This is a genomic window from Chloroflexota bacterium (assembly GCA_018648225.1).
Taxonomy (GTDB): Bacteria; Chloroflexota; Anaerolineae; order Anaerolineales; family UBA11858; genus NIOZ-UU35.
Genome location: JABGRQ010000083.1, coordinates 1 through 11,354 on the forward strand (window position 1 = coordinate 1; position 11,354 = coordinate 11,354).

Below are 11,354 nucleotides of genomic sequence, written 5' to 3' on the forward strand. Positions count from 1 at the left end.
TCATAGATAAAAAAAGAGAGCGGGATTTTCCCGCTCTAATCTGCGCTCTCGGCGCGACTCGAACGCGCGACCCCTTAGTCCGCAACCAAGTGCTCTATCCACTGAGCTACGAGAGCAAAAGGCGGGGAGGGCGGGATTCGAACCCGCGGTCGAGTTTTACCCCGACAACCGCTTAGCAGGCGGCCCCAATCAACCACTCTGGCACCTCCCCAAGAAGTGCAGAAGCACGAATGCAGAATACGAAATCAACATTTCGTATTCTGCATTCATGCTTCACCATTCATCATTTGTTAAGGCGGAGGGAGTGGGATTCGAACCCACGATGGATTGCTCCATACCTGTTTTCAAGACAGGCGCCTTCGTCCACTCGGCCATCCCTCCGGGGCGTGGGTTGGGAGAACCCCTCCCAAGCGGGCTGAATTCTACCATAGGTGAATCGGCGTGACAATATTGCTGTTGAACTTCCCTTGACCAAACATCCCTTACAAGCTAGAATTCAGCGTTGCGGCTGGCCCGTTGTAATGGTTGCCTGCCGCAATTTTGGCGTTTATTATGTTTGAGAATCTGACAGGTCGCCTCAACGAAGTTTTCGACAAATTGCGCCGCCGGGGCAAGCTCTCTGAACGCGATGTCGATGATGCCATGCGCGAAGTTCGCTTGGCTTTGTTGGAGGCGGATGTACATTACAAAGTTGCAAAAGAGTTTATCGCCCGCGTGCGCGAGCGCGCCGTAGGCCATGAAGTCTCGCGGGCGCTGAACCCCGGTCAGCAGATCGTCAAGATCGTCAACGAAGAGTTGATCGCCACACTGGGCGAACCCGCTCCGCTCGATCTACGCGGCCCCAAGCCGCGCACGATCATGCTGGTTGGCTTGCAGGGCGCGGGCAAAACCACTGCCGCGGGAAAACTGGCGCGTATTTTACGCGGTCAGGGTGAGCGTGTGTTAATGGTGGCTGGCGATCCGTATCGCCCTGCAGCCGTGCAGCAGTTGCAAACTCTCGGCGAACGCCTGGGGATCGAAGTTTTTGCCCAGCCCAATGTAGCCCCGCCCGAACTTGCCAAACGCGCCCATGATAAGGCGCAAAAAGGCGGTTTTGGTGTGGTCATTCTGGACACGGCCGGTCGCTCACAATTGGATGACACCTTGATGACCGAACTTCAGGCAATCACCGAGAAGGTGGAATTGACCGAAGTGCTGCTGGTTGTGGATGCCATGATCGGTCAGGAAGCGGTCAACATTGCCCAGGGTTTTCGAGAAGCGGTTCCGCTCTCGGGGTTGATTCTCACCAAGATGGATGGCGATGCCCGCGGGGGCGCGGCGATCTCGATTCGCTCGGTCACCGGTGTGCCGATCAAATTTTTGGGTGTGGGCGAAGGACTGGATGCGCTTGAAGTTTACGACCCATCGCGCTTATCTTCGCGTATCTTGGGGATGGGTGATGTCATCGGGCTGATCGAAAAAGCCGAGGCGGCCTTTGACACGGATACCGCCGAAGCGCAAGCCAAAAAACTTATGTCGGGCGAGTTCACCCTCGAGGATTTCGGCGACCAACTCAAACAGGTGCGCAAGATGGGTCCGATTGGTCAACTGCTTGATATGTTCCCCGGCAGCATGGGTCAGATGGCAAAGTCCGTTGATCCACAAGATGCCGAACAGCAGCTCAAAAGGACCGAAGCTATTCTTAGTTCAATGACTGTGGTGGAGCGTCGTAAACCAAAACTCCTGAACGCCAGTCGCAAACGGCGGATTGCCTTGGGGTCTGGCACCCAGGTTCAGGATGTCAATCAATTGTTGAAACAGTATCGGGAAGCGCAGCGCATGATGAAGACCTTGCGAAAGTCAGGGATGCGCGGTCTTTCCGGTTTGTTTGGATAAAACGTAAAGCAGAAGCCGTGTGCGCCCCTTCAGCGCAACCCCTCTCACTGCGGATGTGAATACGAAAATTAACAGGACTTTCGTCGCGTCGTAAGCAGACGCCGAGAAATAGGGGTGAAGTGGTTGCTTTGCAACCACTTCACCCCTATTTCTCGGACGTTTTGTTTGTGGGGCCGCGAAAGCCTCATCCCCAATATCTGTAACTGAAGGAGACAGATCAATTATGGTACGCATTCGACTGCGCCGCATTGGCGCAAAAAAGCAGCCCAGCTATCGTGTTGTTGCTGCAGACAAAGAAAGCCCCCGCGATGGGCGTTTTCTGGAAGTTTTGGGTTTTTACAACCCGCGCACTGAGCCATCAACGATTGAATTCACCGAAGATCGCGTGTATCACTGGTTGAGTGTTGGCGCACAGCCTTCGGATTCTGTGAGTAGCTTGTTTCGGCAGGTTGGTTTGATGGAGCGTTTCGAACGCTTCAAAGCTGGCGAAGCTGTTGAAAAACTGCTCGAAGAAGCCGCCGCTGCAATGGAAGCTCGTAATGTTGATCCGCGCACCCGCCGTGATGATTTGATTGCACAGGCTGCAAAAGCGAAACCCGCCGAACCAAAAGCAGAACCGCAGGCGGAAGAAACCGAAGCTAAAGCTGAAACCGAAGCTGAAGTTGAAACTAAAGCTGAAACTGAAACTGAAGCTGAAACTGAAGAAGCGTAAGTTTGTGACTGTTTCGAATCCGATAGGCGTGCGAAGCGTATTCTGCCTTGTACGCCTATCGGATTGAGTTTCTTTTCTGGAATTAATGAGAGATATGGGAGGTGCTTTGTGAAAAGCCTGGTAGAGTTCATTGCTCGTTCGCTCGTGAATGATCCGATGGAAGTTGTCGTAGATCAGAAAAACCACGGTTCCAAAGTTTATTTGCACCTCCGGGTTGCGAAAGAAGATATGGGGCGCGTGATTGGTAAAGGGGGGCGTGTAGCCAATGCCATTCGAAGGCTGCTTTATGTTGCCGCAGCGCGCGAAGGCAAAAACGCCACTCTCGATATTGATGATCCACGATGATCTTCGAACGCATTAATTTTTCTCCTGAGCATAAAGCAGGCTCGTCACAAATGGGTGGCGAGCCTGAATTCTTAGTTGTTGGAAAACTTCGCAAGCCGCACGGTTTGCGCGGTGAGATGCTCATGTCCGTGTGGACAGATTTTCCTGAACGTTTGCTTCCTGGCAATATTCTCTATGTTGGCGAAGCGTACCAACCCCTGAAAATTGAGAGCGTCCGTTGGCATCGCCAGGATGTGCTGATCGCTTTCGATGGTTTGCTCGACCGAGAGCAAGTTGGCGAATTCCGCAATCAAATTATTTCTGTGCGCGCTGCTGATAGCCCCGAATTAGATGAGGGTGAATACTATCTGCACCAATTGCTGGGGTTGCAAGTTATTGAAGACGCTACCGGGCATTTACTGGGCAGTGTAGAAAAGATCATTGACACTGGCGCCAACGATGTGTTTCTGGTACGTTCGCCCGATGGCGGTGAAATATTGCTCCCAGATATTGAATCGGTTGTTTTATCCATTGATTTGAATGTAAGTCAGATTCGGGTTCATTTGCTGCCTGGGTTAATTGTGTAAATATAGAGATGTAGATGTAAAAAAAGGGAGTGGCGATGGCTATGTCAGCGCCACTCCCTTTTTTGCGCCTTGACACATAAAAAAACAATATGGTATTCTGATGCACGCTTTTTTGACTGCTTTACGAAGATTCTCGCGGGAAGCCCTAGATATTTGGGTATATCTTCCATTAGAAGTGGGGGGAAGCAAGCTATGACTGGCTTGAGCTACCCCATAAAAATCGATTGAATCAGGGGCTCGTGTTGACAGACGATCAGAAATATTGGGTTGGTTTTAACTTGGTCAAAGGGATTGGCGCAGTCCGTTTGCAAAAGTTGCTGGAATATTTTGGTGATTTGGAAACTGCCTGGAATGCGGCGCCTGAAATTCTTTTGGCGGCGGGTCTAAGCCAGCGCATTGTTTCCAGCTTTGTTCAACTGCGCAATGATGTTGATTTGACCGATGTTTTGCAAGATATTCAGGCACAAGGAATCCGCGTGCTCACCCGGAATGATGAAGATTATCCCGCGCGGCTCAAAGCGTTGGATACCGCGCCTCCGGTGCTTTATCTGCGTGGAGAGTTGATTCCGGAAGATGAGTGGGCCGTTGCCATAGTTGGGACGCGCCGCATCACAGCCTATGGCCGTCAAGTTACCGAGAGCATCGTGCGTACCCTGGTACGTAATGGTGTGACCATTATCAGCGGCCTGGCGCGCGGCGTTGATGGGATTGCACATAAAACCGCATTGGATGCTGGCGGACGGACAATTGCGGTATTAGGCAGCGGCGTTGATCGCATTTACCCGCCGGAGCATCGCGGGCTGGCCGAGCAAATTGCTCAGAATGGCGCGATCCTTAGCGATTACGCCGTTGGTACGCACCCCGATGCGCGCAACTTTCCGCCGCGCAATCGCATTATTGCCGGGCTTTCAATGGCAACGGTGGTAGTGGAAGCCGGGCGTAAAAGCGGAGCGTTGATTACCGCCGAATTTGCCGCTGAGCAAGGGCGTGAAGTCTTCGCCGTACCGGGAAATGTGCTGGCCCCGCAAAGTAAAGGCACCAATTGGCTGATTCAGCAAGGCGCGCACCCTTTGTTGGATCCCGAAGAAATTTTACAAACGCTGGATCTGACCATGATCTCAGCCCATCGTCAGGCTCGCACGGTATTACCGGCCAATGCTACTGAAGCACAATTATTTGCTGTGCTCGATCATAACCCAGTGCATGTCGATGAAGTTCGTGCTCGTACGAATTTACCCATTGAGCAAGTTACCGCTGCCCTGGCGATGATGGAACTCAAGGGTATGGTGCGTCAGGTCAGCGGAATGCGATATTATGCTGTGCGCGAAGTTGGTTCCGATTATCATACGGACAAGTGAGAATGAATGAGCATTATTATGCCGTGATTATGGCTGGCGGTGGTGGCACTCGCCTTTGGCCGTTATCGCGGGTTGCAAACCCAAAACAGATGCTACCCTTGGTTGGGGAGCGTTCCTTGTTCCAAATTTCCGTTGATCGCCTGGATGGTATTTTTGCGCCAGAACGCATCTTTGTTGTTACCGTAACGGAGCAGGCGGCTGCATTGCAGGCACAGTGTCCCCAAATTCCGGTTGAGAATTATCTATTGGAGCCAATGCCGCGTGGTACGGCCTCGGTGGTTGGGCTGGCAGCGGTTGCGCTGGCAACGCGCGATCCGCAGGCTGTCATGGCTGTGCTAACTGCCGACCATATCTTTACAAACGAAAGCCATTTTCAGGCATTATTGCTGGCCGCTTTTGATGCCGCTCAAGATGAGCATCTGGTTACGCTGGGCATTGCGCCGACATTCCCGGCGACGGGCTATGGCTATATTCAGCAGGGCGAGCGGGTTGCCCAATATCAGGATTTGAATGCCTTCAATGTGCGCCGTTTTGTGGAGAAGCCCGACGAGACACATGCCCGTGAAATGCTCGCCAGCGGCGATCACGCCTGGAACTCGGGGATGTTTGTCTGGCAGGTGGCGCGCATTCAGACCGAGTTTCGTCGCCAGATGCCAGCACTCGCCTCATTATTAGATAAAATCTCCGAGGCTTGGAACCAGCCCCGGCGCGATTCCGTTTTGCAGCGGCTTTGGCCGCAAATCCAGCCCGAAACGATTGATTACGGAATTATGGAAAATGCCCAGGATGTTGTTGTGATCCCCGCGGAAGGGTTGGGTTGGAATGACGTGGGGAGTTGGGAAGCCATGTTTGATATTTTCCCTGCCGATGAGCAGGGAAATATTGCCGTAGGGGGACGGCATCTTGCCCTCGATACGCACCAAACATTGGTTTTTACATCCAATGAAGAGCGTCTGATTGTGACCATTGGAGTGGACGATTTGGTGGTAGTCGACACCGGGGATGTTTTGATGGTCTGCAAGAAAGATCAGGCGCAAAAAGTTCGTCAGATTGTAAAAAATTTGAAAGCAACGGGTCGCCAGTATTTGTAGGCGGCATGTGTTTGGAGTTTTTTTATGGAAGCCTATTGTGTAAAGTGTAAAGTCAAGCGCGAGATTGGCAGTCCGGTAGCTGTTTTCACAGCATCGGGGACCCCGGCGACGCGCGGCGTTTGTTTGGAATGTGATACCGGATTGTATCGGATGGGGCGCACACCGGCGCATGAAGGGCTGACGCCGCCCGAAGGTGCCAAACGAACGCGTAAGAAAAAAGAAGTCAAGCGTTCTGGGAAGTTAGTGATTGTTGAGTCGCCTGCCAAAGCGAAAACCGTTGGGCGATATTTGGGCAAAGGGTATAAAGTGCGCGCTTCGGTAGGCCATGTGCGCGATTTGCTGCGCTCACAGCTCTCGGTGGATGTAGAGAATGATTTCACGCCGAAATACCGCGTCCCTAACGAAAAGCGCGATGTCGTTAAAGAGTTGAAGGTGTTGGCAAATCAGGCCGAGGAAATTTATCTGGCGACTGACCTCGACCGGGAGGGTGAAGCGATTGCCTGGCATCTGATGGAGTCGGCTGAAATTGAGCCGGAGCGCACCCGGCGGGTGGTCTTTCATGAAATCACGCGCCCGGCGATTGAAGAAGCATTTGCTCATCCGCGCGCGCTGGATATGGATTTGGTCAACGCCCAACAGGGGCGACGCGTTCTAGATCGTCTGGTGGGGTACAGCATCAGCCCGTTGCTGTGGCAAAAAGTGCGCGGCCGTCTTTCGGCGGGGCGTGTGCAATCGGTGGCTTTGCGGTTGATTGTGGAGCGTGAGCGTGAAATTGATGCCTTTATTCCGGTAGAATACTGGACGATTGCGGCAGAATTTTCGCCAAATGGCGATAAAGAAAAATTCATTGCCAAGCTAGTGCGGATTAATAATGAAGAACCAAGTTTGTCCATTGAAGCCGATGTTACTCCGCTGCTGGTGGATATGGAGCAGGCTAAATACGCCGTTAGCAAAACAAAAAAGGGTACCCGTCGTCGTAATCCACAGGCACCGTTTATCACCAGCACTATGCAGCAAGATGCCTCCCGCCGATTAAATTTCACCGCGCGGCGTACGATGCAAATAGCCCAGCAATTATACGAAGGCGTGGATGTAGGCGATGGTGGGCAGACGGGTTTGATTACCTATATGCGAACGGATTCCACCAATATCTCTACCGTGGCCCAGGCCGAAGCGCGCAAATTTATCGTTGGGCAATACGGCGAAAAATATGCCCCGAAAGAAGCGCCTGAGTATCGCACCAAAGCTCGCCGGGCGCAAGAAGCACACGAAGCTGTGCGCCCGACATCCGTTTATCGCACGCCGAAAGCTATCAAGAGTTTTTTGACGCGAGATCAATACCGGCTATATCAACTGATTTGGCAGCGCTTCGTAGCATCTCAAATGACCCCGGCCGTTTATAATACGATCTCGGTAGAAATTGAAAGCTCAAAAGCGAAAAATTCTTATTTGCTGCGCGCATCAGGCTCTACAATTAAGTTCCCGGGTTTTTTGGTGGTGTATAAAGAACTTAAGCAGGAAGATGATGCAGATATGCTTGTTCCTACAGATTTAACCGTCGGGCAGTTGTTAAAACTCCTTCGTCTAATCCCCGAACAGCATTTCACCCAGCCGCCGCCCCGTTTTTCAGATGCATCTCTGGTTAAGGAATTGGAAGAAAACGGAATTGGCCGGCCATCAACCTACGCGCCCACACTTTCCACGTTGCAAAACCGCGGTTATATCACCCGCGAGCAACGGCGGCTGTTTCCGACAGACACTGGCGAATTGGTAAATGATCTGCTTGTCGAGCATTTTTCCAATATTGTCGATGTGAGTTTTACGGCAGAGATGGAAGAAAATCTGGATCAGGTTGCAGATGGCAAACAAACTTGGGTGGATGTGATCCGCGATTTTTACACCCCCTTTGAGAAGCAGCTCGAACTCGCCAAAGAACAAATGCCAGATGTGAATACAGGCCCTGAACCGATTGGACGCGCCTGTCCGGAATGTTCGCAAGAACTGGTCATCCGTTGGGGGCGGCATGGCAAATTCATTGGCTGTAGCAATTTCCCGACATGTCGTTACACAGAACCCTGGCTGGAAAAAATTGGTGTTGCCTGCCCGGATGATGGCGGCGACCTTGTTATTCGTAAAACACGCCGGGGCCGCATTTTCTATGGTTGTTCCAACTATCCGGAGTGCGAATTTTCATCCTGGAAGCGGCCGCTTCCAGTGCCGTGCCCTAAATGTGGCGGTTTGTTGGTTGCCAATAACAAGCATCAGGTTGCCTGCATAAAATGCGAAGAAGTATTTATGCGCGATGCTGTCATCCCGGATGAGCTTTCAGAAGACGCTGAGTAGCTTGGCATAAGGCTTGCAACAGACTAAAAGATATTCGTAACGTGACTTGTAAGGGATTGCATGTTTTCCCTCTCTCGTCTACAATACTGGAAGATGTGATCTATACGAATAGGCAGCAGGTTTTGGCTGAGCGAGCTAGAAAAAATGGAGAGAAGCGATGGAATTCATTCGTGAGAAATTTAATAATCCCCTCGTGGCTGGCTTGGTCGGCCTGGGCGTCGGATTATTCATTGGTTGGTTTATTATTGGGTGGGGGATTTGGCCTGTAAAGTGGGTCGATGGTTCCCCGGCAGATTTGCACCCGACCTATCGAGATGATTATTTACGCATGGTGATTGACTCGTATGCTTTATTCCCAGATGAGGATATCGCGCGCCAACGGTGGGGGTATCTTGGCGAAACAGCCGATGAAACCCTGACCAATGTAGACCCTGGCGCATATCCAGAAAATGTCCAGAAATTCAGCGAGGTCATTGCGGGCGCGGTTGTAGCGCCTGTAGTGCCTGCAGAAGAAACCATGGCTGAAGAAATCACACCCGCAGAAATACCAACAGAAACTACCGATACGGCCGAACCAGTTTCCGGGGGCATTAACTTTACACCGATCCTGGTGATGTGCGGCGTTGTTTCGCTCTTGGCAGTTGGAGTGGTTGGCTATTTATTTATATCCCGGCAGCGAGGCTTGGCGTCAGATTCAGAATTTATGTCGCCGATTGCACAAGCGCAGGAAATTTCCCGTAACTCCGAACCAACCGACTTTTCTGCACGGGGCGAAGTGCCGCCGATGGTCCAGTTCATGACCACGTATATGCTCGGCGATGATCTCTTCGATGACTCATTCAGCATCGACTCGCCCACCGGCGAATTTCTCGGGGAGTGTGGTGTAGGTATCTCTGAAGCGATTGGCGTTGGCGAACCGAAAAAAGTTGCCGCGTATGAAATCTGGCTTTTCGACAAGAATGATATTCAAACGGTAACCAAAGTTCTGATGAGCCGCCATGTTTATAACGATAATACCTTGCGCGAGCGGCTGCAAACCAAAGGCGAACCTTTCCCTGCAGATCCCGGCTCGGAGATGATTCTCGAGACGGCCACGCTGCGGCTGGTGGCCCGAGTGGTGGATATGGCCTACGGCAGCGATGGGGATGGACTGCCTCAGGGAAGTTTCTTTGAACGTTTGACGCTGGAACTTGCTATTTGGCAAAAAATTTAACCCAATAGGGACGCGAAACCCCTGGGAAAGAGAATCAAACAACCCCTGGCTGGATACAAGTTGCCAGGGGTTGTTTTTGTATCCCTTGTGTGGGTATTATTCAATTTTGAGAATCTTGAAGTTAATCTCCCCCCCGGGTGTTTCCACCTGAATTGTTTCGCCAACTTTTTTACCCAACAGGGCACGACCAATCGGCGATTCGTTGGAAATCCGCCCATTGCCAGGGTCCGCCTCCTGACTACCAACCAGGTGATATTCCTCCTCCGGAAAATCACCTTCCTGAATAGTCACCTTTGCTCCAATCGAGACAATATCGTAGCCCCCTTTCGTTTCAATGATTTCTGCATTGGCAAGAATATACTCAATTTCCTGAATGCGTCCTTCCATAAAACCCTGATCTTCCTTTGTGGCAACATATTCGGCATTTTCTGATAAGTCGCCCATTTCAATGGCAGATTTAAGACGGCGCGCAATTTCGGGGCGCTTGATCGTAATTAGGCGCTCAAGTTCAGTTTGCAATTCTTGTATGCCTGCTTTGGTCAGATATTGTGTACTCATAGGTTATTTCTTTCGGAGTTGAACCCAGGGCTGATAACTATTTTTAGGGCCTTACAGTAGGGTCGTAGAGCTTGGTATGCTCTTCGATGGCATAGCGGTCTGTCATGCCAGCAATATAATCGCAAATTGTGCGTTCGAGGCCAACAGGCGCGATTTGTTTTTGGATGTGATGCGGCATCATGGCAGGTTCTTGTTGGTAGGCTACAAATATCTCCCGGATGACACGTTCGGCTTTGGCTTGCATGCGCAGCACGCGCGGGTGCCGATAAAGATTATTGTATAGAAAATCTTTCAGCTCACGATTACGGCGGCGCATATCATCGCTGAAACTGGCGACGTTATAGTCTAATATTTGTACTTCTTCTACCGATTGTACTCCGCTTTCGTTTAGTCGTTGTGTAGTGTACTTGACCATATCGCTCACCGCCAAGCCGATTAATCGCCGGATAAGGCGGTGGCGAATAAGATCATCGAATGGGATGGTGCGCGCTTCAATACTCTCTAGAATAATCTCCCATAGCGTAATCCCCTCTAACATCGCTGGTGTAATCATCCCAGAGCGCAGCCCGTCGTCGAGGTCGTGTGAAGTGTAGGCGAGTTCATCCGCGATATTAGCGATTTGAGCTTCGAGATGACCACGCAACGCAGGGTTATAATTCGACGCGTCCGCGATATCGTATTCGGTTTCATGTTTTACAATCCCCTCGCGCGTCTCCCAGGTCAGATTTAGCCCCGAAAATTCAGGATAGCGTTTTTCGAGTTCGGTGACGATGCGCAATGATTGTTTATTGTGGTCAAACCCACCGTGGTCTTTCATCAGTCGATTCAGAATTTCTTCACCTGAATGCCCAAAGGGGGAGTGTCCCAAATCATGTGCCAGGCAGATGGCTTCAACCAGGTCTTCATTGGCGCCCAGAGCACGGGCAATGGAGCGCCCAATTTGTGCTACTTCGAGGGTATGTGTCAGGCGCGTACGATAATAATCTCCCTCAGAGATGATGAAAACTTGCGTTTTATATTCCAGTCGACGGAAGGCAGTGGTATGCAAAATTCGCTCGCGATCACGCTGAAAGGCAGTACGGTAATCGGGTTCTGCTTCCGGGCAGTCGCGCCCCTTGGAGTCTTTGCTGCAGATGCCATAGGGAGCCAGGGTTTGTTCTTCAAATGCTTCAAGTTGCTGACGCATGTACAACATATTTACCTTCTATCTGTTGGTTAAACCAGGTGAAAAGGGGACGGTTTACTTGATGGATAAATGAATAGATATTTTTCGCTTGTCATTTCGAGCTAACG

The 11,354-nt window shown here is 51.2% G+C and carries 10 protein-coding genes and 3 tRNA genes; 8 read left to right on the plus strand and 5 right to left on the minus strand.

Translation table 11 applies throughout. The annotated features are described in order from the left end of the window. Positions 1-43 precede the first annotated feature (43 nt). The 3 genes from HN413_07380 to HN413_07390 form a co-directional block, all read right to left on the minus strand. Positions 44-116 (minus strand) — tRNA-Arg (locus tag HN413_07380). Positions 117-122: 6 nt separating this feature from the next. Then, positions 123-211: transfer RNA gene (locus tag HN413_07385), tRNA-Ser, on the minus strand. A gap of 85 nt (positions 212-296) precedes the next feature. After that, positions 297-381, minus strand: a tRNA-Ser gene (locus tag HN413_07390). A gap of 171 nt (positions 382-552) precedes the next feature. Here HN413_07390 and ffh point away from each other — a divergent pair. The 8 genes from ffh to HN413_07430 all read left to right on the plus strand — a co-directional run bounded on the left by ffh (position 553) and on the right by HN413_07430 (position 9,503). Continuing rightward, on the plus strand, positions 553-1,875 hold the full coding sequence (gene ffh / locus HN413_07395) for a signal recognition particle protein (protein MBT3390219.1): 1,323 nt from the start codon (positions 553-555) through the stop codon (positions 1,873-1,875). Between the two features lie 220 nt (positions 1,876-2,095). Next, on the plus strand, positions 2,096-2,587 hold the full coding sequence (gene rpsP / locus HN413_07400; GenBank protein ID MBT3390220.1) for a 30S ribosomal protein S16: 492 nt from the start codon (positions 2,096-2,098) through the stop codon (positions 2,585-2,587). A gap of 108 nt (positions 2,588-2,695) precedes the next feature. Next, the gene (locus HN413_07405) at positions 2,696-2,932 is read left to right on the plus strand and encodes a KH domain-containing protein (GenBank protein MBT3390221.1); all 237 of its coding nucleotides are present in this window, start codon (positions 2,696-2,698) and stop codon (positions 2,930-2,932) included. Further along, the gene (gene rimM, locus HN413_07410) at positions 2,929-3,498 is read left to right on the plus strand and encodes a 16S rRNA processing protein RimM (protein MBT3390222.1); all 570 of its coding nucleotides are present in this window, start codon (positions 2,929-2,931) and stop codon (positions 3,496-3,498) included. Before HN413_07405 ends, rimM begins: the two co-directional genes overlap by 4 nt. 242 nt (positions 3,499-3,740) lie before the next feature. Next, entirely contained in the window at positions 3,741-4,856 is a 1,116-nt protein-coding gene (dprA, locus tag HN413_07415) for a DNA-protecting protein DprA (protein ID MBT3390223.1), read from the plus strand. A 2-nt stretch (positions 4,857-4,858) separates the two neighbouring features. Beyond that, positions 4,859-5,947, plus strand: a complete 1,089-nt coding sequence (locus tag HN413_07420; GenBank protein ID MBT3390224.1) for a mannose-1-phosphate guanylyltransferase — start codon at positions 4,859-4,861, stop codon at positions 5,945-5,947. 24 nt (positions 5,948-5,971) lie between these two features. Further along, positions 5,972-8,290: a type I DNA topoisomerase gene (gene topA, locus HN413_07425; protein ID MBT3390225.1), complete on the plus strand. Its 2,319-nt coding sequence runs from the start codon at positions 5,972-5,974 to the stop codon at positions 8,288-8,290. Between the two features lie 157 nt (positions 8,291-8,447). Next, positions 8,448-9,503 carry a hypothetical protein gene (locus HN413_07430; GenBank protein ID MBT3390226.1) on the plus strand — a complete coding sequence of 352 codons (1,056 nt, stop codon included), beginning with the start codon at positions 8,448-8,450 and terminating at the stop codon, positions 9,501-9,503. A gap of 96 nt (positions 9,504-9,599) precedes the next feature. Here HN413_07430 and greA read toward each other — a convergent pair whose 3' ends face one another. Together greA and HN413_07440 are read right to left on the minus strand one after the other, a co-directional pair. Next, positions 9,600-10,061, minus strand: a complete 462-nt coding sequence (greA, locus tag HN413_07435; GenBank protein ID MBT3390227.1) for a transcription elongation factor GreA — start codon at positions 10,059-10,061, stop codon at positions 9,600-9,602. Positions 10,062-10,104: 43 nt separating this feature from the next. After that, on the minus strand, positions 10,105-11,256 hold the full coding sequence (locus tag HN413_07440) for a deoxyguanosinetriphosphate triphosphohydrolase (protein MBT3390228.1): 1,152 nt from the start codon (positions 11,254-11,256) through the stop codon (positions 10,105-10,107). Positions 11,257-11,354: the final 98 nt, after the last annotated feature.

What these genes read in the sequence shown, in the direction of transcription:
- HN413_07430 (MBT3390226.1), top strand. Translation starts at nt 8,448, where the DNA reads ATGGAATTCATTCGTGAGAAATTTAATAATCCCCTCGTGGCTGGCTTG.
- HN413_07420 (MBT3390224.1), top strand. Translation starts at nt 4,859, where the DNA reads ATGAATGAGCATTATTATGCCGTGATTATGGCTGGCGGTGGTGGCACT.
- topA (MBT3390225.1), top strand. Translation starts at nt 5,972, where the DNA reads ATGGAAGCCTATTGTGTAAAGTGTAAAGTCAAGCGCGAGATTGGCAGT.
- greA (MBT3390227.1), bottom strand. Translation starts at nt 10,061, where the DNA reads ATGAGTACACAATATCTGACCAAAGCAGGCATACAAGAATTGCAAACT.
- HN413_07440 (MBT3390228.1), bottom strand. Translation starts at nt 11,256, where the DNA reads ATGTTGTACATGCGTCAGCAACTTGAAGCATTTGAAGAACAAACCCTG.
- rimM (MBT3390222.1), top strand. Translation starts at nt 2,929, where the DNA reads ATGATCTTCGAACGCATTAATTTTTCTCCTGAGCATAAAGCAGGCTCG.
- ffh (MBT3390219.1), top strand. Translation starts at nt 553, where the DNA reads ATGTTTGAGAATCTGACAGGTCGCCTCAACGAAGTTTTCGACAAATTG.